The organism is Pyxidicoccus sp. M15 (genome assembly GCF_056858435.1).
The window spans coordinates 11980288-12001255 of record NZ_CM166495.1; the positions used below are offsets into that span (position 1 = coordinate 11980288).

The 20968-nt window shown below is 68.9% G+C and carries 25 protein-coding genes; 12 read left to right on the forward strand and 13 right to left on the reverse strand.

What is annotated here, in order from left to right:
- Positions 1-13 precede the first annotated feature (13 nt).
- Complete coding sequence (locus ACX9TP_RS44505; RefSeq protein ID WP_482976783.1) at positions 14-901, forward strand: hypothetical protein; 888 nt, start codon at positions 14-16, stop codon at positions 899-901.
- Between the two features lie 124 nt (positions 902-1025).
- Positions 1026-1310 carry a type II toxin-antitoxin system RelE family toxin gene (locus ACX9TP_RS44510; RefSeq protein ID WP_482976784.1) on the forward strand — a complete coding sequence of 95 codons (285 nt, stop codon included), beginning with the start codon at positions 1026-1028 and terminating at the stop codon, positions 1308-1310.
- Positions 1311-1316: 6 nt separating this feature from the next.
- Here the strand turns inward: ACX9TP_RS44510 and ACX9TP_RS44515 are convergent, their stop codons facing one another.
- On the reverse strand, positions 1317-2570 hold the full coding sequence (locus ACX9TP_RS44515; protein ID WP_482976785.1) for a hybrid sensor histidine kinase/response regulator: 1254 nt from the start codon (positions 2568-2570) through the stop codon (positions 1317-1319).
- Positions 2571-2766: 196 nt separating this feature from the next.
- Between ACX9TP_RS44515 and ACX9TP_RS44520 the strand changes: the two genes are divergently transcribed.
- Positions 2767-3357 carry a DUF2378 family protein gene (locus ACX9TP_RS44520; RefSeq protein ID WP_482976786.1) on the forward strand — a complete coding sequence of 197 codons (591 nt, stop codon included), beginning with the start codon at positions 2767-2769 and terminating at the stop codon, positions 3355-3357.
- Between the two features lie 52 nt (positions 3358-3409).
- Here the strand turns inward: ACX9TP_RS44520 and trxA are convergent, their stop codons facing one another.
- The 5 genes from trxA to ACX9TP_RS44545 form a co-directional block, all read right to left on the reverse strand.
- A complete protein-coding gene (trxA, locus tag ACX9TP_RS44525; RefSeq protein WP_482976787.1) occupies positions 3410-3787 on the reverse strand; it encodes a thioredoxin in 378 nt (125 codons plus the stop codon).
- A 17-nt stretch (positions 3788-3804) separates the two neighbouring features.
- Complete coding sequence (locus ACX9TP_RS44530) at positions 3805-4128, reverse strand: FKBP-type peptidyl-prolyl cis-trans isomerase (protein ID WP_482976788.1); 324 nt, start codon at positions 4126-4128, stop codon at positions 3805-3807.
- 151 nt (positions 4129-4279) lie between these two features.
- Positions 4280-5389: an outer membrane protein gene (locus ACX9TP_RS44535; RefSeq protein ID WP_482976789.1), complete on the reverse strand. Its 1110-nt coding sequence runs from the start codon at positions 5387-5389 to the stop codon at positions 4280-4282.
- A gap of 146 nt (positions 5390-5535) precedes the next feature.
- Positions 5536-7428 carry an NAD(+) synthase gene (nadE, locus tag ACX9TP_RS44540; RefSeq protein ID WP_482976790.1) on the reverse strand — a complete coding sequence of 631 codons (1893 nt, stop codon included), beginning with the start codon at positions 7426-7428 and terminating at the stop codon, positions 5536-5538.
- Between the two features lie 130 nt (positions 7429-7558).
- The gene (locus ACX9TP_RS44545; protein ID WP_482976791.1) at positions 7559-8215 is read right to left on the reverse strand and encodes an LON peptidase substrate-binding domain-containing protein; all 657 of its coding nucleotides are present in this window, start codon (positions 8213-8215) and stop codon (positions 7559-7561) included.
- Between the two features lie 260 nt (positions 8216-8475).
- On the opposite strand from ACX9TP_RS44545, the gene ACX9TP_RS44550 reads away from it, so the two are divergent.
- Together ACX9TP_RS44550 and ACX9TP_RS44555 are read left to right on the forward strand one after the other, a co-directional pair.
- Positions 8476-9483 (forward strand): alpha/beta hydrolase family protein, encoded by a 1008-nt coding sequence (locus ACX9TP_RS44550; RefSeq protein ID WP_482976792.1) that lies wholly within the window; start codon positions 8476-8478, stop codon positions 9481-9483.
- Positions 9480-9824, forward strand: a complete 345-nt coding sequence (locus tag ACX9TP_RS44555) for a DUF4304 domain-containing protein (RefSeq protein WP_482976793.1) — start codon at positions 9480-9482, stop codon at positions 9822-9824. The genes ACX9TP_RS44550 and ACX9TP_RS44555 overlap by 4 nt, the downstream gene beginning before the upstream one ends.
- 23 nt (positions 9825-9847) lie before the next feature.
- On the opposite strand, the gene ACX9TP_RS44560 is transcribed toward ACX9TP_RS44555, so the two are convergent.
- Positions 9848-10057, reverse strand: a complete 210-nt coding sequence (locus ACX9TP_RS44560) for a hypothetical protein (protein WP_482976794.1) — start codon at positions 10055-10057, stop codon at positions 9848-9850.
- 249 nt (positions 10058-10306) lie between these two features.
- On the opposite strand from ACX9TP_RS44560, the gene ACX9TP_RS44565 reads away from it, so the two are divergent.
- Positions 10307-10792 (forward strand): hypothetical protein, encoded by a 486-nt coding sequence (locus ACX9TP_RS44565; RefSeq protein ID WP_482976795.1) that lies wholly within the window; start codon positions 10307-10309, stop codon positions 10790-10792.
- A gap of 606 nt (positions 10793-11398) precedes the next feature.
- Here the strand turns inward: ACX9TP_RS44565 and ACX9TP_RS44570 are convergent.
- Positions 11399-11911 carry a sensor histidine kinase gene (locus ACX9TP_RS44570; protein ID WP_482976796.1) on the reverse strand — a complete coding sequence of 171 codons (513 nt, stop codon included), beginning with the start codon at positions 11909-11911 and terminating at the stop codon, positions 11399-11401.
- A gap of 429 nt (positions 11912-12340) precedes the next feature.
- Here ACX9TP_RS44570 and ACX9TP_RS44575 point away from each other — a divergent pair, with 429 nt between their 5' ends.
- The 3 genes from ACX9TP_RS44575 to ACX9TP_RS44585 all read left to right on the forward strand — a co-directional run bounded on the left by ACX9TP_RS44575 (position 12341) and on the right by ACX9TP_RS44585 (position 16221).
- Positions 12341-13597: a DEAD/DEAH box helicase gene (locus ACX9TP_RS44575; RefSeq protein WP_482976797.1), complete on the forward strand. Its 1257-nt coding sequence runs from the start codon at positions 12341-12343 to the stop codon at positions 13595-13597.
- 111 nt (positions 13598-13708) lie between these two features.
- A complete protein-coding gene (locus tag ACX9TP_RS44580; protein WP_482976798.1) occupies positions 13709-14188 on the forward strand; it encodes a hypothetical protein in 480 nt (159 codons plus the stop codon).
- Between the two features lie 506 nt (positions 14189-14694).
- Positions 14695-16221: a hypothetical protein gene (locus ACX9TP_RS44585; protein WP_482976799.1), complete on the forward strand. Its 1527-nt coding sequence runs from the start codon at positions 14695-14697 to the stop codon at positions 16219-16221.
- Positions 16222-16277: 56 nt separating this feature from the next.
- On the opposite strand, the gene ACX9TP_RS44590 is transcribed toward ACX9TP_RS44585, so the two are convergent.
- Positions 16278-16559 (reverse strand): hypothetical protein, encoded by a 282-nt coding sequence (locus tag ACX9TP_RS44590; protein ID WP_482976800.1) that lies wholly within the window; start codon positions 16557-16559, stop codon positions 16278-16280.
- 544 nt (positions 16560-17103) lie between these two features.
- Here ACX9TP_RS44590 and ACX9TP_RS44595 point away from each other — a divergent pair.
- Complete coding sequence (locus tag ACX9TP_RS44595; protein ID WP_482976801.1) at positions 17104-17271, forward strand: hypothetical protein; 168 nt, start codon at positions 17104-17106, stop codon at positions 17269-17271.
- A 32-nt stretch (positions 17272-17303) separates the two neighbouring features.
- On the opposite strand, the gene ACX9TP_RS44600 is transcribed toward ACX9TP_RS44595, so the two are convergent.
- Positions 17304-17792 (reverse strand): DoxX family protein, encoded by a 489-nt coding sequence (locus ACX9TP_RS44600; RefSeq protein ID WP_482976802.1) that lies wholly within the window; start codon positions 17790-17792, stop codon positions 17304-17306.
- 136 nt (positions 17793-17928) lie between these two features.
- Between ACX9TP_RS44600 and ACX9TP_RS44605 the strand changes: the two genes are divergently transcribed.
- Both ACX9TP_RS44605 and ACX9TP_RS44610 read left to right on the forward strand, forming a co-directional pair.
- A complete protein-coding gene (locus ACX9TP_RS44605) occupies positions 17929-18492 on the forward strand; it encodes a sigma-70 family RNA polymerase sigma factor (RefSeq protein ID WP_482976803.1) in 564 nt (187 codons plus the stop codon).
- Positions 18485-19186: an NrsF family protein gene (locus ACX9TP_RS44610; RefSeq protein WP_482976804.1), complete on the forward strand. Its 702-nt coding sequence runs from the start codon at positions 18485-18487 to the stop codon at positions 19184-19186. Before ACX9TP_RS44605 ends, ACX9TP_RS44610 begins: the two co-directional genes overlap by 8 nt.
- Before the next feature lie 14 nt (positions 19187-19200).
- On the opposite strand, the gene ACX9TP_RS44615 is transcribed toward ACX9TP_RS44610, so the two are convergent.
- From ACX9TP_RS44615 to ACX9TP_RS44625, 3 genes are all read right to left on the reverse strand, one after another.
- Positions 19201-19509, reverse strand: a complete 309-nt coding sequence (locus ACX9TP_RS44615; protein WP_482976805.1) for an EF-hand domain-containing protein — start codon at positions 19507-19509, stop codon at positions 19201-19203.
- A gap of 815 nt (positions 19510-20324) precedes the next feature.
- The gene (locus ACX9TP_RS44620; RefSeq protein ID WP_482976806.1) at positions 20325-20516 is read right to left on the reverse strand and encodes a hypothetical protein; all 192 of its coding nucleotides are present in this window, start codon (positions 20514-20516) and stop codon (positions 20325-20327) included.
- 154 nt (positions 20517-20670) lie between these two features.
- A complete protein-coding gene (locus ACX9TP_RS44625) occupies positions 20671-20844 on the reverse strand; it encodes a hypothetical protein (protein WP_482976807.1) in 174 nt (57 codons plus the stop codon).
- Between the last annotated feature and the right edge of the window lie 124 nt (positions 20845-20968).

Consider the following 20968-nt stretch of genomic DNA (forward strand, 5'->3'; position numbering starts at 1 on the left):
ACATCCATGGAACATGAACGCACGACAGTGGCGGTCCCGGACGACGTGGTGCGCGGTGCTGGCGGCCTGGGTGCTCGCGGGCGCCGCCTGCGACAACGTGGCCACGGGCGACGTGAAGGTGACGATGAGCGGAGGCGACCGCACCCAGCGCGGCCTGCCGGACACCCTCTTCGAGGACGGCTGGTCCATCCAGTTCACCCGCTACCTCGTGTCGCTGGGGGACTTCACCCTCACCTCCGCCTCCGGGGAGGTGCACACGAGCGCGCGGCACGTGCTGGTGGACGTGCAGAAGGGCGACGTGCCCCTGGCGGAGCTCAAGGGCCTGCCCGCGGGCCGCTGGGACGTGGGCTTCCGGCTGAGCCCGCCCCGGGACGGCACCGAGCTGGCGGACGGCCAGGTGGCCGCGGAGGACGCGGCGATGATGCGCGAGCGCGGCTTCAGCTACTTCGTGGAGGGGCGCGCGGTGAAGGCCGGCGTGGGCGTGCTCACCTTCCGCATGGGCTTCCCCGTGGATGCGCAGATGCAGGACTGCATCAACGGCGCGGACGGCACCCAGGGCATCATCGTGCCCGAGGCCTCCGTGGCCGAAGCCGAGGTCACCATCCACGCCGAGCACATGTTCTATGACCGGCTGGGCACCCACAAAGGCGTGCGCCTGCGCTTCGACGCCATCGCCGCCACCGCCGGAGAGGACGGCGTCATCACCCCCGAGGGCCTCGCCTCACAGCAGCTCACGGACCTGCGCGACAGCCAGGGACGGGAGCTGCGGGACTCGGGCGGACAACCCGTCGTCTACCTCCCGGGCGCGTATGACGTGAGGACGCTCCAGGAGTTCATCACCCGGAGCATCGTCGACCAGGCACACCTCAACGGAGGCGGCGTCTGCACCGTCGCGAGGTGAGGTGTGAAGGGGCGCACGATGTGTAGCCGGCTGAACAGTCGTGAAACGCGCCGGAATGTTGGCGACTGGCCGTTCCACCCCGGGATACACAGTCTGGAACGGTCCCTCCACCGAGCCCCCAGACATGCATCCCGGCCGTATCTTCATCTCCCAATCCGCGGAGTTCCAGCTCAAGCGACTCCCGGAGGACGTGCGACTCCACATCGAGACGCACCTGGAGAACCTCGCCGCGGCGCTGGAGCAGGGCTCGCCCGAGCAGCTGCTGGCACGGCTGCAGCGCGAGGACGACGGCTTCGTCGCGAACGTGGGCGCGGCCCTCGTCTTCTTCTCCGTGGACGCCAACCTCCGGGCGCTCACCGTCCAGCGCCTCCAGCAGGTGGACGTCCAGGACGGCGGTTCGTCCGAGTAGCCGGCGTCAGGCGGTCATCGACAGGGCTTCCGGCGCCTCCGCGCACGGAGCGGACTGCCAGGCGTCCGTACGGCGGGGCAGGCAGATGCGGAACGCCGTGCCCTCTCCTTCCGTGGAGCGCACGCCGAGCGTGCCCCGGTGCGCCTGGACGATGCTCTGCGCGATGTAGAGGCCCAGGCCCAGGCTCTCGCGGGCCGTGGCCCCGGAGGAGCCCTCGCCCCGGCGGAAGGGCACGAACAGGTGCGGCAGCAGCTCCGGAGGGATGGGCGCGCCCGCGTTGTGGACCTCGAGGTAGACGCCCTCGCCCTTCTCCCACGTGGACAGGCGCACCGGTGTGCCCTCCGGGCTGTACTTCAGCGCGTTGTCCAGCAGGTTGGACACCACCTGCGCCATCCGCTCCAAATCCCACGCGCCGTGCAGGCTGTCGCGCGCGAAGTCGCACTGGATGACCCGGCCCGGCCGCGTCACGTGCAGCTCGTCCACCACCCGGATGCACAAGTCGTTCAGGTCTCCGGCCTGGGGGACGACGGGAATGCCGCCGCCCAGGCGGGCGCGCGTGAAGTCGAGCAGCAGGTCGACAATCCGCTGGATGCGCTCACCGCCCCGCGCCACGCGCTCGAAGGCCTTGCGCTGCGCGGCGGGCAGCGCCTGCGAGCCCAGCTGCGCCTTCGCCGTGGTGAGGATGACGGACAGGGGCGTGCGGATGTCGTGGCCGACGACACCCACCAGCTGCTGCTCCAGCTCCGCCGCGCGCTGCAGCTCCTCCGCCGCGCGCCGCTGCTCCGCCAGGGCCAGCGCCTGGCGCTTCACTTCCTCGCCGCGCAGGTACAGGTCCACGAACACCTGCACCTTGGCGCGCAGGATGTCCGGGTCCACCGGCTTGAGCAGGTAGTCCACCGCGCCCTGCGCATAGCCCCGGGTGACGTACGCCGCCTCGCGGCTGAGCGCGGTGATGAAGAGGAGCGGCACGTGCCGCGTCCGCTCGCGGGAGCGGATCAACCGGGCCGTCTCCAGGCCGTCCAGCCCCGGCATCTGCACGTCCATCAGGATGCAGGCGAAGTCGCCGCGCAGCAGCTCCCTCAGCGCCTCTTCCCCCGAGCGGACCGTCACCAGCTCCTGCCCCAGCGTTTCCAGGATGGCCTCCAGCGCCACCAGGTTGGCCGGAACGTCGTCCACCAGGAGGATGCGGGCGCGGGGCGGCGAGGGCTCGGAGGAGACTGCGGAAGGGACGGAGGGGAGATGAGAGAGCGAGGAAGGCACCTTTCAGTCCGTCCGCGGCAGTGACACCGCGTATGAGAAGGGGAGGGAGCAGCGGAGCAGGGCCCTGAGGGCCAGCCCGCTGCGAAGCACCTTTGCCTGAACACATCGCACCGGGTGCGAGTTCCCCTGCCAACGCAGGCCCCCCTGCCCCGCTGCCCGCTCCCCTGACGAGCGCGCGCTGGGGTAGATAGGGGACATGGACTCCCCAGAGCTCCTCCAAGCCCGCCTCGCCCTGTGCCAGCCCGAGCACACCGTGCTGGACCTCTTCCTCCAGAGCCTCCGGCAGAGCATCGCCGAGCTGACAGGGAAACCCGTGGACGCAGAAGGGGGCCCGCCTCCGCGCGCCACCTCCTCCAGGGGCGCCCCGGCGTTCCGCTCCGCGCGCGAGTACCTCCAGCTGCTCCACGAGGGCGCCACCGCGCTGGTGGCCACGGGCCTGACGTATTCGGACGCGGTGGAGAAGCTGTCCTTCCACGCGGCCAACCGCATCTTCTCCGCGCCCGTGGGGGAGATGGTGCTCTCCGTCGCGGGCAAGGACCCGAACGAGGGCCTGTCCGTGACCCAGGGCATGGCCGGCGCCACCTCCACCTACGGCGAGCGCGAGTACGAGCGCGTCTCGGACCGCTCGGCCCGGCTCATCTTCCGGGACGAGTTCTTCGGCCCCGCGTGGAGCCGCGGCATGGCGCTCAGCGGGCTGCTCAAGGGCAACCCCCAGCTCACCTTCCGGGTGGAGCTGGAGTCCGGAGAGCCGCCCTACTCGTCCTTCACGCTGCTCGTGAGCTGGTAGCCCCGCCACGCCGCCAGCGGGGCTCCCGGCCTTCTCAACGCCCGCCCCGGTGTCAGGCCTGGGGCGGCTCGTTGCGGCGCGCTTCGACTTCCTTCTTCACCTGCTCCATGTCGAGCGCGCGCACCTGCTTGACCAGGTCCTCCAGCGCGGCGGCCGGAAGCGCTCCGGCCTGCTCGAACAGGAGGATGCCGTCGCGGAAGACCATCAGCGTGGGGATGGAGCGAATCTCGAACGCGCCGGACAGCTCCGGCTGGGCGTCCGTATCAATCTTCCCGAAGACGATGTCCGGGTGCTTGCCGGAGGCCGCTTCGAACGTGGGCGCGAAGGCCCGACACGGGCCGCACCACGCCGCCCACCAGTCCAGGACGACGATGCCTTCCTTCGACACCGTCTCCTTGAAGTTGTCCTTCGTGATTTCCACCGCCGCCATGACGCGCCTCGCTTCCTTTAGCGGACTTCCAGCAGCTCGACTTCGAACAGGAGGGTGGAGTTGGGGGGGATGACGGGCGGGTAGCCGCGCGCGCCGTAGCCCATCTCCGGGGGAATGGTGAGCTTGCGCACGCCGCCCACCTTCATGCCGGCGACGCCCTTGTCCCAGCCCTCGATGACCTGGCCCGCGCCGAGCTTGAAGGTGAAGCCCTGGCCCCGGTCCCGGCTGCTGTCGAACTTGGAGCCGCTGGTCAGCGTGCCCACGTAGTGCACCGTCACCGACTTGCCGGCCGTCGCTTCCGTGCCGGTTCCCACCTTCACGTCTTCCACCTTCAGGCTCATTCACCTCTCCTCTTGCCGCGGGGGTGGGACACCTTAACGCGCCGGGCGCGCACGCGCCGCACCGTAAAACGCGCGGTGGCGCGGGGCCCGTTGTCTTCCGGGCACCGCGCCACCAGGTCATCCCGCGAAATCAACTTCCACGACAGGCTGCTCAGAAGGTACCGCCAACACTCACGGTGCCCTGGTAGCTGCCGCCCTCGTTGAAGTCGCCGCCGCCGGAATCAACACCCGGAGCGAACTCCTTGTCGAAGAGGAAGTTGTAGTTGACGCGTGCATCCACGGCGAAGGTGCGGCCGATGGCGCCCCGGAGACCGACGCCCGCCGGCACGCTGCCCACGGTGTCGTCCGAGTAGCCGAGCCCCTCACCACCGCGGAAGTTGTAGTCGTTGATGCCGATGCCGCCGAGCAGGTAGGGCTGCCAGGGAGTGGCGAACAGACCCAGGGTCGCCACGGCCGTGCCGCCGTTACGGACGAGGTCCGGGCCATCCACCGCGCCGCCATCAGTCGGGATGTCGATGTTGTTCACCGCGCCGCTGTAGCCCAGCTCGATGCCGAACACCTTGGACGGCCGGATGGCCGCGGTCACACCCGCCGTGGCGCCGGGGTTGATCTGCGGCGCCAGCTCACCGGTGTAGCCTTCCACACCGCCGCCGATCATCAGCGACAGGCCCGTCAGGTCGTGCTTGTCCTTCTCCTCCACCTCCAGCGGCTCGATGGGCTCCGCCGCCTCGGCCGAGGGCCGGTAGTCGGGAGGAGGCGTGGCGATACCGCTACCGCCCGTGGCTTCGTCCTGCGGCGGGTACACCTCGGAGGACTGCGGCGGAGGCAGCTCCTCGGTCTGCGGCGGGGCCAGCTCCTGGGACGACGGAGGCATCACTTCCTGGGACGGCGGGGCCTGCATCGTTCCACTGCCGCCCGTGCCCTGGTTCACCGGCTCGCAGCGCAGCATCATCTCGCCCTGCTTGCCGCTGCCGCCGATGCCCGGCTCCTGTCCTACGTCGCCGCTGCCGCCCACGCCCTCTTCGAGCAGCGGGTCCTGCGCCACGCCCGTGTCGGGCACCGGCTCCGTTTCGATGATTGTGGTGTCTTCCTGCTGGACGTCTCCCTCCACGGGCATCTCATCCTGCGCCTGGGCCAGCGTCATCCCCTGCGTGGACCTGTCAGCGCTCGCCTGTGAAGGCGGGCAGTCACCATCAGCGGCAACGGCCGCCGTGCCGTACATGAGCGCCGCGATGGCGCCCGCCAGAATCTTCGCTTTCATCCAACCCTCCATCGTCGAGTGGCTGACCTGAAGGTTGTTTGCGAAGTGACATCCGGCAAGGCGCCACCCGGCAAGGGCGGATCGCCGCACGGGCCGGCCGTCCGTGGGGCGGCCGGGCGTGGCATGGAGGCAACAGGGGTTGCGCGTCAGCCCTCGCGCATCCACTCGGTGCCGGTGACGACGGGCAGTTGCAGCGCGCGCTCCCGGTCCAGGTCCAGGTTGCCGATGTGCAGCGACAGCGGGGACTGCACCCACTTGTAGATGGACTGGTGGAAGAGGCGGACGAACTTCTCCACGTAGCCGCTCAGGCGCGCCGCCTCCACCTCCGGGAACATGGCGGTGAGCGCCTGGAGCATCTCCGCGGGGGTGAGCTTCTCGCCCGCGTGCAGGTAGAAGCACGCGTCGAGCACGGGGAAGGGCATCAGCTCCTCCTCCCCCACCTGGTTGTGCGCCAGCTCCGGCCCGGCGGGCTTGGCGAGCACCTTCTTGATGCCCTCGTAGCCCGTCGTCTCCTGCAGGTAGTCGAGCAGGTACATCACCACCGTCTTCGGTACGTTGGCGATGACGGCCAGAGCGCCCATGAGGTCTCCGCCGATGGTTGTGTAGCCCACCGACTTCTCGCTCATGTTGCCGGTCTGCAGGAACAGGCCGCCGCAGGAGTTGCTCCAGTTCCACATGCGCTGGGCGCGCAGGCGGGCCTGGATGTTCTGCTCCGTAATCGGCGTGACGGGCTTGTCCCCCAGCATCTTCTGGGCGACGGCGCGCTCGCGCTCGAAGGCCTCGTCGATGGAGACCACCTGGAAGGGCACGCCCAGCTCGCGCGCAATCGTCTCCGCCGCGTTGCTGGTGGCGTCGCTGGAATAACGGCTGGGCATGTAGAACGCGCGGATGAGCGAGCCCGGGTCCTCCGGCCGCGCCTTCTTCGCGTAGCGGTGGGCGATGAGCAGCGTCAGGAGCGAGTCACGCCCGCCCGACAGGGCGATTCCCAGCACCTTGAAGGCGCGCGTCTTCTCGAAGTAGTCGCCCACGCCCAGGGCCAGCGCGTCGAGCAGGTCCTCGCACAGGGCCTCCCGGGCGGGCCGGCGCTGGTCCGGCCCCGGGAGGAAGAAGCTGCGGTGCGGGGGCACCGGGAAGGTGAGCCCCTCGCGGCGCGTCTTCACCGCGGCGGTGCAGTCCACCACGGGCACGCGCTGGCCCCCGCTGGCCACCCAGGCCTCGCGGTCCACGCGCCAGGTGGTGGCCTCGCCGCGCAGGCGCAGGGTGCGGTCCAGGTCCACCACCGCCGCGGCGTAGCCCTCCTGGAAGCGCGGCGTCTCCATGACGTGGCGGCCGTTCTGGTTGAGGAAGCCGCCGCCGTCGAAGATGAGGCCGTCGTTGCTGCCCAGCCCGTTGCAGTAGGCGATGGTGCACTGGTGGTCCGCCGCGCGGGTGGCGATGAGCTCGCGCCGCGTCTCCACGAAACCCAGACGGAAGGGAGAGGCGGACAGGTTCACCACCAGCTCCGCGCCGGAATAGGTGCGCCGGCGCATGGGGCCGTCCGCGCTCCAGATGTCCTCGCACACCTCCGGGGCCACGAGGCCGAAGTCGAACTGGAAGAGGTAGTCCCCCAGCGGCACGCCGCGATGGGTCTCCGCCATGCCCGGCAGGCCGCGGCCGAACGTCCGCGCCTCGTAGAAGACGCTGTAGGTGGGCAGCTTCTCCTTGGGCACGAGCCCCAGCACGCGCCCGCCCGCCACCACCGCCGCGCAGTTGAGGCGCAGGCCCTGCCAGGCGATGCTCACGCCAAGGATGAAGACGGTGGGCAGCGACGCCGTCTCGCGGGCGAAGCGCTCCAGCTCCGGCCACTGCCGGTCGACGAAGCCCTGCCACTGCACCAGGTCCTCGACCGGATAGCCGGCGATGAGCTGCTCCTGGAAGACCCCGAGCGTCACCCCATCCGCCGCCATCTTCTTCGCCTGCGCCAGGGCCCTGTCCGTGTTCTTGCTGAAGGCGCCCACGGTGGTGTTGACGCTGGCAAGCCCAAGCTTCACGAGCCGCATGGTGGTTCCAGTCCCCTTTCGGCCGGACGCGCCCGGGAGGGGCTCGCCATCCGGCACCGGTGTGGGTCCCAGCAATGCCCGACCCGTCCCTCAAGGCAAGCCCAACCCGCGGGCCGGTGGGGCCCCGCGGTCAGTTCAGCGGCCCGGAGGGCCGCACGGGCTGGAGGCGGCCGATGAGCTCGCCGATGTCCTCCATCACCGCGCCCAGGCGCCGCTTCACGTCCAGCTCCGCCAGCAGCTCCTGACGGCGCTCGGCCTCCGGGACGATGGCGGAAGCCACCACGTCCGCCAGCGTGCCGCCCATGGCGCGCGCGGCCACCGGCAGCAGGTTCTCCGCGAAGGAGGGAGGCACCCGGCCGGCCAGCTCGAAGACGGCCTGGCGGAGCTGCTCCTCCTCGGGCCCCTGGTAGGGCAGGTCTGGCAGCACCTGGGCGGTGACTTCGCGGTAGAGCTTGTCGCTCGTCAGCTCGCTGGCCAGGCGGACGCGGCTCACGCCCTGGAGGAGGATGTTGTAGCGCCCCTCCTCCACCTGCTCGTCCCAGATGATGATGCCCGCGCACATCATGGGCTGCATGGGGGGCTTGCCGCCGTAGCTGCCCTCCCAGCCGGACTCGAGCTGGGCCAGCGCCATGACGCGGTCCCCGGCGAGCGCGTCCTTCACCAGGGCGCGGTAGCGCGGCTCGAAGATGTGGAGGGGGATGACGGTGTGCGGGAAGAGCACCGCCGAGGGCAGCGGGAAGACCTTCAGCGCGCTGGCGGCGCGCTCGACACGTTCTTGAGCGGTCATTGGGGGCACCCCTGTGGAGATAAGCCCAGCAGCCCCAGGCCGCATTCCAAACATGCGGCCCTTCGAGCGCTCTTCCCAGGCTACACCGACATGTGGGTTCCGCCGGGCCGGGCAGGATACAGTGCCAGCAGCAGCGCGCCGGCCGAGGTGGAGGACACGGCGCAGAGGTCCAGCACGGGGCTCGATGCGGGGGCATGGGCCTGGGCGTCACTCGACGGTGGGCACGTCAGGAGGGAAAGCCGCGCGATTAGGATGGCCGCGTGGAGTCCTGGTCCCCGCTCGGTTCGCACGTCGTGGATGTCCTCTTCGCGGGGCTGGCCCGCCGCGCCCGGCTGTTCACCAACGGCTGGGGTGACGAGCAACTGCTGGAGAAGGTGGAGGTGGGGACCTCCTTCCTCCCAGAGCCGGCCCGCGTCTCACCCGTCTGGGGTGAAGCCAGGGCGCACCGGGGTACGTGGCTTCGCGACGGAACCTTCACCTCTCCCCTGCCCCTGCTGGCCCCGCCCATCCAGACGGCGCACGTCCGCTGGTTGAGCGCGGAGAGCCCCCGTGGGCGCTCGGCCTGCGTGGTGCTCGCCGCATCGCGCGAAGAGGGCTACGTGCTGCGCGAGCGCCTCTACACGCCGCTCGTCCGCGAGGGCATCGACCTCTTCCTGCTGGAGAATCCGTACTACGGCGTGCGCCGTCCGCTCGGACAGAAGGGCGGCGCGCTGCGCACCGTCAGCGACCACGTGCTGATGAACCTGGGCATGGTGGAGGAGGCGCGCGCGCTGCTCGCGTGGCTGCGCGACGCCGGCTACGAGCGGCTGGGCATCGCGGGCTACAGCATGGGCGGGTACATGGCGGCGCTCACGGCGGTGCTCTTCCCGGGGCCGCTCGCGGTGGCGGCGCTGGCCGCGGGCGCGTCCCCCGTGCCCGTGTTCACCCGGGGGCTGCTGTCGTGGTCCATCTCCTTCGCGGAGCTCGACGGCGCCCGGCGGGACGCGGAGCAGGCCCGCCAGCGGCTGGGCCGTATCTTCGACCTGGCGAACCTGACGAAGTTCCCGCCCCCGAGACAGCCCGGCGCGGCCATCCTCCTCGCCTGCAAGAAGGACGGCTTCGTCCCGGCGGCGGAGACGCGCACCCTGCATGGCCACTGGAAGGAGAGCGAGCTGCGATGGGTGAACGCCGGGCACGTCTCCGCCATCCTCACCGAGCGGACGGCGCTGTGCGCCGCGGTCCGGGACTCACTCGCGCGCGTAGCGCCTCTCCCACGACAGTCCGAATGACCATGGACGCCATCAAGACGCTGACCGCCATCGCCACCGCCGCGATGAAGCCGCTCGCCAAGGCAGGTGGCTTCAAGAAGAAGGAGCTGACCTGGCGCCGCCGTCATGGGGAGACACTCCAGGTGCTCAACGTGCAGCGCTCGCACGGCAACACCGCGAGCGAGGCCCGGTGCTACGTGAATGTGGCCATCGCCTTCGACGCCCTCTACGCCTGGAGAACGAGCCCGTCCCCGAAGCCCCCAGGGAACACGCGTGTCACTTCCGCGAACGGATGGAGGACCTGGTCTCGGGGGCTCCGTCCGAGTGGAACCTGGACGCGAGCACCGATGAAGCGGAGCTGACGGCGCCGCTCGCGGCGGACCTCTCACGCGCCGCCGCGTTCCTCGATGCGGTGGACAGCCCCGCGAAGCTGCTGCGGCACCAGGCGCTGGACCATGGCGCCCAGCTCTTCCTGCGTGCGCAACTCCGTTACGTGACGGGCGACCTCGATGGAGCGCTCGCAGACGTGCGTCGTGGAGTGGCGTTCTTCGCCGACCGCAGGCTCACCCTTGAAAAGCAGCTCCGCGTACTCCACCTCACGCCGCTCGCATCACGCTCCACAGCTCCGTCGAAATAACAGCTTCGTGCAGGGAATCGCCCCAGCGCCGGAGCCGCGCGCGAGCGTCCGACCGTGATAGTCGGGCGCTCGCGGCGCTTCGGCGTGTCGCGTCATCCCCGCGGATGGCTCACCGCGCCAGGATTCACTGCGCGTGCGTATTTCTTTGGCAATTGGCGCGGGGCATGGTCGTCTCCTGGGTGCAGCCCATTCAAGGGGAGGTTGTCCATGAAGCGCATCCTGTCATTGATTGTCGCCACCTTCGCGCTGGCCTGCGGGGGGGCCGCGGAAGTCCCGGAGCTGGAGGAGCTGGGGCAGACGTCGAGTGAGCTGGCCGCAGGCAGCGTCACCGCGAGCCCCTCCACCGTGCTCATCAACCTGAACCAGACGAACACGGGGACGACGACGGTGTGCTGGAACACCACCGGCACGTCGACGGCGGAGGTGTGGCTGAGCCTGAACGGGCAGTCCGAGGTGCTCTTCGCCCGGGCCCCGAGCGGCTGTGCGGACGCGACGTGGATCACCGCCGGCAATACGTTCGAGTTCAGGCTGTACTCGGAGATGACGCACACCACGATGCTCGGCTTCGCCACGGTCGTCGGCGAGGGCTACTACGGCCCCGGCCCGGGGCCCGAGTGTCCGCCCTGCCGGGCGAACTACCGCTGCTGTCCCGGCGAGGCGGTGTGCAGCCGCGTCACCATTCCGTGCCCATGAGCCACGCGCTGTAGGAAGGCCGGCTCGCGCCTCCGGAGGAACCGAGGGTGCGAGCCGTGTCGCGCGCGCAGGCGGCTCAATTCAACAGGGGCCTCGCGACCCGAGCACAAACCGGGCACAGCTGCTGCTCCCGCACGATTTGCGGCCCCACGCCCCCAGGGTCGTCATTCCACTTCATGCGGCCGGCGACGAAGGCACGTTGGCAGCTCGGACGCGCGGGGAACTCGACGAGCCGGGTGGCCACCGTCACGCGATGACAGGACACACCGGGACCGACGGACTTCTGACACGACTGACAGCGATACATCGCGACAGCCAAGGGCACGACGAGCCCGTGGGGTGGCTGAATCCCCAAGGGACGGGTTGACCGGCCGGGATGCTGCCGGTGGTGCGGCGCAAGACACGACACAGAGGGAGGAGAGGACGTGAGCCGCTCACGCAGTGCCGCCACAAGGGCTCGCGCTGGGAGGCTGCTGCTCAGGCTGTCGAGGAGGTCACGCGAGAGGCGCTGCGGCGCCACGTCGAGAGGATGCACGCAAGGTAGATGCATCCGCCGCTCGTGTCAAGCCAACCCCTATCAATGCCAGTCATCGCCCACTCGGCGTGTCACCACCTGCGGTGGCGCGGCAGCCACACCTTGAAGCGCGTGCCCTCCTCCGTCGACGACACGTCGATGCTGCAGCCGTGGCCCAGGACGATCTGCCGGGAGATGTAGCGCCCCAGGCCGATGCTGCCCTGGCTGGCGCGCGCCTCCGGCCCCCGGCGATAGGGATCGAAGAGCGTGGGCAGCAGCGCGGCGGGGATGGGCGTGCCCACGTTGAAGACCTCCAGCGACACGCCGCCCTCCGCCTCCGGCAGCGCGACGCGCACACAGGAGTCGGCCGCGCTGTGCTGGAGCGCGTTGCCCACCAGGTTGCTCACCACCTGCGCCAGCCGGTCCGCGTCCGCCTCCAACCGCCCGTCCCCCAGCAGCTCCACCTGGATGTTGCGCTGGGGATGGGCGAGCAGCACCTCGTCCACCACGTTGCGCGCCAGCACGTGCAGGTCCATGGTGCACGGCCGGATGGGGATGCGCTCGCCGGCGCGCGCATGGGTGAAGTCCAGCAGGTCTCGAATCATGCGCGTGGCGCGCTGGGTCGCCTCCAGGATGCGCTCCAGCCCCTTCTCGCCCCCGGGCGCCAGTCCCCTGAGGCCCCTGCTGGCGCTGCGAAGGTGCGGAGCAAGCAGCGCGCTGCGCGGTTGGACTGGGCCACGCTGCTGAAGCGCAGTTTCGACTTCGACGTCTTCACCTGTCCTGGCTGCGGCGGGCGCCGGACGATACTGGCGGTGCTCAAAGGCCCCGGCATCAAGGAGGTGTTGAGGCACCTGGGATTGCCCACCCTCCCCTTGCCCCTGGCATCTGCACGTGGCCCGCCCCCCTTGAGGGCCACGGCCCGCCAGCGTCCGAGAGGGGGCTCACAGAGGAGCTACCGGACGCCGAGGTGAAAGTGGCCGCCAATTCCCGCCTATACGTCGGCGGGGCGGGACGGTGGGATAGGGTGCCCGCCCATGACCTTTGCCTCCCTCGGGCTCTCGGAGCCGCTCGTCCGCGCCATGACCGACCTCGGCTGCGTCGAGCCGACACCGGTGCAGCAGGCCACCATCCCTGCGGTGCTGCGGGGAGGTGACGTGTGGACCTCGGCGCCGACGGGCTCGGGGAAGACCGCAGCGTTCCTCCTGCCAGTCCTGGAGGCACTTGGCGCGAGTCCAGGCGGCTCACCCCGTCGGACGCGGGTCCTGCTGGTCGTGCCCACGCGCGAGCTCGCCGCGCAGGTAGCCCGGGCCATCGAGCAGTACGGCCGCCATCTCCCACGGAGGCTGAAGACCTGCCTCGCCGTCGGCGGCGTCTCGGCGAACCCGCAGATGATGGCGCTCCGGGGAGGCGCGGACCTGGTCGTGGCCACGCCGGGCCGCGCGCTGGACCTCGTGGACCAGAACGCGCTCCGGCTCTCCACGGTGGAAACGTTGGTGCTCGACGAGGCCGACCAGCTGTTGTCGCTGGGCTTCGCCGATGAGCTCACGCGCCTGCTCGCGCTGCTCCCCGCCCGCCGCCAGAACCTGCTGTTCTCCGCCACATTTCCGCCCGGGGTACGGGCGCTCGCCGGACAACTGCTGCATGAGCCCACGCGGGTCGACATCGGGGCGGCTGCGATGCCCGCCCCGGACCTCATCGTCCAGCGTGCCATTGAAGTCGACGCCGGGAAGCGCACGATGCTGCTGCGCCACCTCATCGAGACGCATGCGTGGTCCCACGTCCTCACGTTCGTGGCCAGCCGGTATGGCGCGGACCACGTCGCGCTGAAGCTGAACCGCGCCGGCCTCACCGCGGCGGCCCTGCACGGAGAGCTCAGCCAGGGGGCCCGCACACAGGCGCTCGCGGACTTCAAGGCGAAGCGCGTGAAGGTCCTCGTCGCCACGGATGTCGCCGCACGTGGCCTCGACATCGTGCAATTGCCCGCCGTCGTGAACTACGACCTGCCGCGCTCGCCCGTGGACTACCTGCACCGCATTGGCCGCACGGGCCGCGCGGGTGAGCCGGGCATGGCCATCAGCTTCATCAGCGCGGACACGCAGGCCCACTTCCGACTCATCGAGCGACGCCACGGCCTCAGCCTCACGCGCGAGCGGCTCGCGGGGTTCGAGCCGGTCGACGTGCCCACGCCGCCCCTGGACGCGAATGGCGGCGTGAAGGGGAAGCGGAAGAGCAAGAAGGACAAGCTCCGCGAGGCCGCGGCCGCCACGAAGCGCCCGACGACTCGGAGATAGGGCCGAGGCGGTCGCTTCACCTTCGACACCGGAACTGCCGCGGTGTGGGATTGACCTCGCAGCTCGCTTTCGATGAGGTGTGGAAAGTACCTTCTTCCAAGGAACCTCATCATGAAGCGAGCAATCGTGAGCGGGCTTGCCGTGTTTTCCATTGCACTTGCCGCGTGCGGCCCCCAGCCAGAAGCGAATAACGAAGCCGCGGAGCTTGGCGAGGCCGAGGCTGCGGTGTCGCAGCCCATTCCGCCTACGGGGTGCATCCTCGATTCGAGTATACCGTTCACCGCCATCGACGAGATTCGCGGGTATGCCTCGGTCTCCGGCTGCATCACGGACTATCCCATCATCGAGGTCTGCTCGGTCATCGAGAAGCAACACGGCATCGATCACGTCACCGGCAAGACCATCTGGCTCGAGCAGGTCCGCAGCTGCAGCCAGGTGCCGAACGCGCATTTCGTCAGTCAAGCGTCCGAAGTCCCGTACGCGCCGGGTATCTACCGGCATCGCGCGCAGGCACGCATCCAGGTGAACTCGCCGCAGTGGATACCTTCTTTCGGCTACTTCAATGTGATTTCTGGCGAGAGAACGCTCTGATTCGAGTCGGGGAAAAGCCCCCCTGCAATGTCAGCCAATGAGGGGCCCCAGCAGGGGAAGACGCTGCCGCCAGCATGGGCGGCAGCGTCGCTCCCGTCACCCGGAAGGCCGCGGCTTCCGTCAGGGTCAGAGTGCAGGTTGCCCGGGCGGCGATATGGCTGAAGCGCTAGACGCTTGACGGCCTGGCGCAAGAGCTTCGAACTTTGGAAAGCCCTCGGAGCCGAAGAAGAACCCGAAGGTGCTCGGCGTCCTGGTGAAGATAGACCCGTTCGCCGTCGTCATCGAGTCACCGAAAGGCGGGGGCTGAGCCTCGCGAGGTCGGTGCCGCGACGACACCGGGGGCTGCCTTCACGACCCCGCCCGGACACGTGGACGCTTCCGCTGTGTCAGTGGCCCGTCCGTCAGGCTCCGCTCCATTGGAATCTTGTCGTACGGCTGCCTGCCGGAATCGCGTCCAGGACGTGTATGTTTGTCTTTCGGGGCATCGAAGCCCGAAGGAGCAACGCATGCGAGCACCCTGGCCCACGTCGGTGATGGCGGCATGTCTGTCCATGGCATTGGCCGGAGCGAGGGCCTCCGCACAGGCGCCGTCGACCTGCCCTGCCCCACCCAGCGCGCCGCAGGTGAACACCCACTGCGGCCAGAAGGTCTCCCTGGCCTGGACGGGCGACGCCGGGGCGCTGAGCTACCGCGTCACCATCGATGACCAGCCCGACTTCTCATCACCGGTGGTCAATGCCGCGCTGGTGACCTCCCCCGCCTACTCGGCCATGCTGGCGGGCGCGGGCCCCTGGTACTGGAAGGTGGTGGGCCACGACAACGACAGTGGCACCTCCACCGCGTGTGACGCCCCGGCGGACTTCGGCGCCTTCACCATCGACCCGGCGACCTTCACCCCCGGCCAGTACGTGGCCGAGTGGACGACCTACGGCATCTACAACCCCACCAACGTCTTCGCCGATCCGCTGGAGTCCCTCGCCGTGGAGCGGCAGAGCGGGCGGGTGTACGTGCAGGATGCCCAAACGCTGTTTGTCTATAATACCGACGGCACCCTGCCCTCCAACTTCGTCCTGAGCCGGCCCTCGGGCTACTCCCCGAGTTCCGCGGGCGACATCTCCGCCACGCAGGAGGGCGGCGTCATCACCCTGTACTATCTGGAGAACCTGTCGTTCTCCCGCGGCACCAACAGGATGGTCTTCAAGGTGCGGGATACCGGGACCAGCACCTTGAGCGGAGTCTGGGCGCGCGGCAGCAACAAGAACCTCAAGTCGTCCCTGACCTCCACGCCCAGCGGCGTGGACAGCACGGACTTCTACAACCTGGCCACGGACTGCCCCTATACCGGGCACGATGACCCGGATTTGACGGGCACCCAGCGCTTCAAGAGCGCGCATTCGACGCTCGGCAACTTCCCCGGAGGCAGTGCGGCGGGCGTGGCCATCACCTCGACGGGAACGCTCTACGTCGGCCAGGGCGGCGTCAGTGCCGCGTGGTCCAACCCGGGCTGCTCCGCCACCTACATGACGGGACGGGTGGAGGCGATGAGCTCCGCCGGAAGCTTCACCGGCCGCTACTACCGGCAGAGCAACACCTGGCAGTTCCACGTGGGCGCCGACCTGCCAGTGGCCAGCGTGGCCGCCAACGGCTCCTACCTCTTCATGGGCGAGTACTACGCCTTCAACAACTCCAATCGCATCCACCGCATGTCCCTCACCGGGACGGGCGGAGTCACCACCGCGACGCTCGGAACGGAGGGGAGCATTGCCTATATGTCGACCGGACCCGACGGGCGGCTGTACGTGGCGCACTACAGCACGAGCAACACCAGCACCACCGCGGGTGTCTGGATCTGCGATGCGAGCGGTTACGGGTGCCAGCGGAAGATCAGCACCACGGGCGGGTGCTCGGCCGCGAGCGACATCATCGACCCCGTCGATGTCGAGGTGGACGCGAATGGGTTCATCTACGTGGCCGACCGGGGAGCGGAGCAGACCGGCCACAAGCGCATCGTGAAGTTCGCGCCCATTCCCTGAGCGGGCGCTGGCGACCGGCATGGCCCGTGTCGCCAGCACCGCGGCTCCGGGAGGGCTCAGTTGGCGCTGGCGCAGAGGGTATTGGCGCAGGTGCCCTCATCAGGGCCGCACGGGTCAAACGTACAATCCCGGCACGAAAAAGTGCAGATCCTGGGTCGGGGAAGGGCGTTGTCGACCTCCCCTTCCTCCACCACCAGCTCCGTCTTCCCGGCGGAGGCCTCCATCGACGGGGAGACCTCCGGCGCGGCGATGGGGACAGCTGCCAGCACCATCCCCGTGGTGAGTCCCAGCATCAGTGCAAGGCCGGACAGCGACGTCTTCAGTTTCGTCTGGTTCACGATGACTCCCTGGTCAGACATTGGCTGCGCGAAGATGAATAGCCAATTCCGCAAGTCCTGACAAGACGCAGCCTGTCATCGATTGCGCCGGGGCAGGACAGTCATTGCGCGAAGGCTCCAGGATGTTGAGCCGGTCCATTCAGGCCGGGCCCACTGTCGGCGGGGCATGCTGGGCGGCCCATGAGCCCTCCCCTCCCCAGGATGAAGCCGGAGCCCGACACACCGAGCCGCGTGAAGGGTATGCACGCCGCGTCGGAGCATAAGGAGGATGGAGGCCCAGTTGGGCGCGCGCGCCAATGCCACTCGAACGCCGCCTGCGCCTCCGGCTCGGTGTGTGACACGGCGGCCTCCGTGTGCGTTCCCAGCTGCTCGCTGCCAGGCTGGACGTCTGCATGAAGCCTCCTCCGTCGGGCTCGGGGCGCCCCACTCGACACAGGTACCTCAACCCGGGCGGGTGAGGCTTTCCGAGATGAGCTGTGACTCAACAAGGTACCTCGTCCGTTCGGAATCCTCACGTCCTCACGGCTCCGCGCATTGTTCGCTCGTGCCCTACCAGGCCGAAAAGCCGGGCAGGGAATCGATGGTCGCGATGCAGTTGTCGCCGCGAACCGGCACGCTGCACTGCCGGCAACAGAACGACCGGGTGCTGCTGGCCGGCAAGGCCGTCACGTATCTCGAAGGGCAACTGACGCTCCACCCCGACGCCTGGTGAAGCGGATGAGCCCGGGGGCCCGTCAGCCGCTCTCATCCTCGCTTGCTTCGTCGTAGCTCGAGCCAGCGGTCTACGGAGAGAGGGCTCGACCTGCTCAGCGCCAGCGTGAGAAGCGCGGCGATGTAGAGGAGATTGAGCTCATAGCCAACGGGCCCGAACTCCGCACCCGAGGGACCCAGCGCCTTCAACCTGATCGAGGAAAACCCGTAGCGAAGGTGAACACTCCACAGCGCGGTCAGCATGATGGCCGCGAGGGGAGGACTGAGCCATACGACCGACGCTCCCGCCATGAGCGCGATTCCACCAAGGAGCTCGAGAAGGGACGTCACCCAGGCCATGAAACCGGGCGCTGGAAGCCCCATGGCCGTGAGGATTCCCGCGAAGCCCTCGACACCGCGAGCAAGCTTGGCGTAGCCGTGGGCGGCGAAGCCGTATCCCACCATGAGGCGTATCGGCAGGAGCGCCCAGCCTTCGACGGACAGTCTTCTCTGCAGCGCTGCTATCTTTTCTGGAACCGGCATCGCGACCCCTATGTGCTGGCAACCTCGGTCAGCCCATGCGGTCGCTCGCGAACATTGGTTACATCCCGAGCTCCGAATAATTGCGACTGCGTGTAACCGGATCGGCCTCCAGCCCGTACAGGGCAGTGGAGCGGACTTGGACCCGGACCTCGATCAGAAGCTCGCGGCGCTCATGGCGAGAACCCAGGATGGCGATCGTGCATCCTGCGAAGCACTTCTGAACGAGGTCGCTGCACTCGTGAGGGAATTCGTGCGCAAGCGCCTTCAGCACACGGATGGGTGGGAAGACGTCGTTCAAGAGACCCTCCTCGCCATCTACCGGAACCGGCACACCTACGATCCGCGACGCCCATTCGGTCCATGGATGTACGCCATCGCGAGGCATCGGCTGCTCGACCAGGTCGCGAAGCAGCGGCGCCGGGACGAGCATGAGCAACTGGGGGAGGAGGGATGGGAGGAGGCGTACTCGAACGCAGGGCCCGGCGTCGAGCCTGGAGCGCAACCCGGCTTTCTGCAGCAGGCGCTGGCGCTGCTTTCAAAGAAGCAGCGTGAAATCATCTCCCTGCTCAAGCTCGAAGGATACTCCGTCGCGGAGATTGCCAGCCGGACCGGGCTCTCCGAGTCGTCGGTCAAGGTCACGGCCCACCGTGGCTACAAGTCCCTCCGCAAGCTCATCATGGACCCGGCTCGCGATGAGTGACGCGCTCATCCGCTCGCTGGTTCAAGAGTTGAAGCCGGTGCGGCGGCTCTGGAGCACTGACTGGCGCGCCCTCCTCTGGGCCGGTTTCGCGCTCGCCTGCGTGGGGCTGGGAACCCATGCCCTGGGCGCGAGGCCGGACCTTTCCGAAAAGCTGCGCGAGCCTTCGTATCTCATCGAGAGCGCTTCACTGCTTCTGCTCTTCGCCCTCTCGGCACGGAGCGCCTTCCAGCTCAGCGTCCCAGGGATGGAACGCATGCCGGCCACGCTCGTCCATCCGCTCCTCGGAGCGGCGGGGTGGGCGCTTCTCATCGCGACCCACGGTTCGTCCGCGCTGAGCGAACCGCTGGCGGGGGGAACCTGTGTCTGGAGGATGACCTGTCTCGCGACGGCGCCGGCGCTCGCCGCATTCTTCATGCTGCGCAAGGCCGCGCCGCTGAAGCGAGGCTGGACGGGCTTCCTGGCGCTTTTGTCCGCGAGCGCTCTCGCGATGCTCGGCACCCAGGTCCTGTGCGCGAAGGATGATCCACGGCATCTCCTCCTCTGGCACTTCGTCCCAGTCGTGCTCGCGGGGCTCGCCGGCATCGGTCTGGGGCGGTGGTGTCTGGACCGCCCGACGGCCGGACATGTCGTGGGGCCCACGGACGCGAGCGGCCGGGACTCCGGAGCAGGCCGAGCCCCTGTCGGGCGGGTGTGAACCAGGCCTCACCTTCAAGCGCTGACGTCGCTCGCGAGCTTCGACCTGGCCATGAACTGCGAGAGCGCGCCCAGGAACTCTTCGATGGACACCGTGCCGCTCCTGTCGAGGTCGCACATCTGCAAGAACGCGTCGACTTCGTCGTCGTGGTAGCCCTTCTCGCGGAACTTGCTCATCACCTCCGACACGTCCAGGACGCCGTCCTTGTTCGTGTCGATCTCATTGAAGACCTCGAACATCGAGTCCCTCATCATCGACTTCAGGATGGCGTCGCGGAGTTCGAACTCCAGCGCGTCCAGGAAGCTCCCTTCAGGCGTCGACAAGAGCCATGGGGCCATCGTAGTCGACCGGAGCACCGTCACCGTGGAGCCCGGCGACGACGAGACGCCGCCAACGTGGTGGCCTCCAAGGACGGCCGCAGTGGCACCTGAGCTTCCCAGCCGCGCGCCTGGCGCGGCACCACCCGCAACCCCAGCAGATGCCATGCAGACCACGATGCCGTGTGCCGTTGGTGACGAGGTGCAGTGCTACCGGGAGGACCCGGACCTGTTTCTCGGACGGACACGCCTCTACCGCGTGAAGGCGCTCCGCCAGTACCACTCAGGCGCCATCCTGGCGAAGCTGGCCGATGGGCTGGGTGACGTATCGGGCGAGTGGGATTTCGCCACGCACCTCTTGGCGAGCGAGGACATTCACCGTGTGGGGGACAGGCTGGAGTGCGTCAGCGTCGACAAGGACGACCTGCTGACGGTGGGCAAGCAGTACGTCCTCTACTCGTGGGTGCCGGACCATGACGGCAACTTCGGGGGCGAGAAGGGCGAGGAGTGGACGATGGTCCCCCCCGCCACCGAGCGCCTCCGAGTCCTGGGGGTGGATGTCCATGCGGCACTTCCGCCGCCTGCCGCGCACGCTGGACTGAGCCGCCACGCTTCCCCGTCTGGATTCCTGCCCGGGGCGGACCCGGGCACCCCTCGCAGTCCCCGTGGAGTCTCACATGCTGGAGTGGTTGCTGTTGGAGCTGAGCACCTGGAAGGGCGCTGCTGGCGCTGCCCCTGGCCGGGCTGGGACAGGGCTGCACGCCGCTGCACGCGCGCCCGCCCTCCGTTTCCGTGCAGCTCGACGCTGCAGCCCCAGTGGACTACCGGCCCGTGGCCTCCGACGCGCAGTGCGCCGCCTGGGACTCCTCGCGCCTCACCTGGGCGTGGTGGGCACGGTGTCCGGGGCGCTGGGGGCGGCCGGCGGTGGGGTGGCGCTGCTCAGCAACCTGGTGGGCGACGACAGGGACGCGCAGCTCGCCCTGGGCCTCACCTCCGTGCTGCTGGGCGCTCACCGTGGGCGCCTCCTACGCGGAGGACGGTCTTACCGCGCGCTTCGCGGAGCGCTGCACCGTGCCGGGGCTGGTGTCCTCAGCACGCTGAGCAGCACCTGCAACGACACGGCCCGCCTCGGGGAGGCTCCGAGACGGGTCGTGCGGTGGACATCGGCTACATGCAGACGCACTGGCCACGGTCGATGTAGTAGGGATCGGTTCCGCAGACATCGTAGCAGCTTGGGAGAACGACCTGCTCCGCCTCTGCGGGCTGCTGACTCCCAACGGTTACGCCGCCGCCGAAGGCAGCAGCGAAGCCCAGAACAGCGGCAACCATGATGCGTGTCATGAGTGTCTCAAGAGCTCGCAGCTGTCGCGCACCACCACGGTGCGCGAGGGCGAGCCCAAGACGACGTTAGAGGGTCCGGCGGGACAGCAGCGGTTCGCTCGGGCATGTCGCCGTCCTGTTTTAA

Excerpts from the sequence above, each read along its gene's own strand:
- ACX9TP_RS44625 (WP_482976807.1), bottom strand. The coding sequence starts at position 20,844 with ATGACACGCATCATGGTTGCCGCTGTTCTGGGCTTCGCTGCTGCCTTC.
- ACX9TP_RS44575 (WP_482976797.1), top strand. The coding sequence starts at position 12,341 with ATGACCTTTGCCTCCCTCGGGCTCTCGGAGCCGCTCGTCCGCGCCATG.
- ACX9TP_RS44610 (WP_482976804.1), top strand. The coding sequence starts at position 18,485 with ATGAGTGACGCGCTCATCCGCTCGCTGGTTCAAGAGTTGAAGCCGGTG.
- nadE (WP_482976790.1), bottom strand. The coding sequence starts at position 7,428 with ATGCGGCTCGTGAAGCTTGGGCTTGCCAGCGTCAACACCACCGTGGGC.
- ACX9TP_RS44545 (WP_482976791.1), bottom strand. The coding sequence starts at position 8,215 with ATGACCGCTCAAGAACGTGTCGAGCGCGCCGCCAGCGCGCTGAAGGTC.
- trxA (WP_482976787.1), bottom strand. The coding sequence starts at position 3,787 with ATGGCGGCGGTGGAAATCACGAAGGACAACTTCAAGGAGACGGTGTCG.
- ACX9TP_RS44580 (WP_482976798.1), top strand. The coding sequence starts at position 13,709 with ATGAAGCGAGCAATCGTGAGCGGGCTTGCCGTGTTTTCCATTGCACTT.
- ACX9TP_RS44555 (WP_482976793.1), top strand. The coding sequence starts at position 9,480 with ATGACCATGGACGCCATCAAGACGCTGACCGCCATCGCCACCGCCGCG.
- ACX9TP_RS44530 (WP_482976788.1), bottom strand. The coding sequence starts at position 4,128 with ATGAGCCTGAAGGTGGAAGACGTGAAGGTGGGAACCGGCACGGAAGCG.
- ACX9TP_RS44520 (WP_482976786.1), top strand. The coding sequence starts at position 2,767 with ATGGACTCCCCAGAGCTCCTCCAAGCCCGCCTCGCCCTGTGCCAGCCC.
- ACX9TP_RS44570 (WP_482976796.1), bottom strand. The coding sequence starts at position 11,911 with ATGATTCGAGACCTGCTGGACTTCACCCATGCGCGCGCCGGCGAGCGC.
- ACX9TP_RS44535 (WP_482976789.1), bottom strand. The coding sequence starts at position 5,389 with ATGAAAGCGAAGATTCTGGCGGGCGCCATCGCGGCGCTCATGTACGGC.
- ACX9TP_RS44510 (WP_482976784.1), top strand. The coding sequence starts at position 1,026 with ATGCATCCCGGCCGTATCTTCATCTCCCAATCCGCGGAGTTCCAGCTC.
- ACX9TP_RS44565 (WP_482976795.1), top strand. The coding sequence starts at position 10,307 with ATGAAGCGCATCCTGTCATTGATTGTCGCCACCTTCGCGCTGGCCTGC.
- ACX9TP_RS44600 (WP_482976802.1), bottom strand. The coding sequence starts at position 17,792 with ATGCCGGTTCCAGAAAAGATAGCAGCGCTGCAGAGAAGACTGTCCGTC.
- ACX9TP_RS44585 (WP_482976799.1), top strand. The coding sequence starts at position 14,695 with ATGCGAGCACCCTGGCCCACGTCGGTGATGGCGGCATGTCTGTCCATG.
- ACX9TP_RS44505 (WP_482976783.1), top strand. The coding sequence starts at position 14 with ATGAACGCACGACAGTGGCGGTCCCGGACGACGTGGTGCGCGGTGCTG.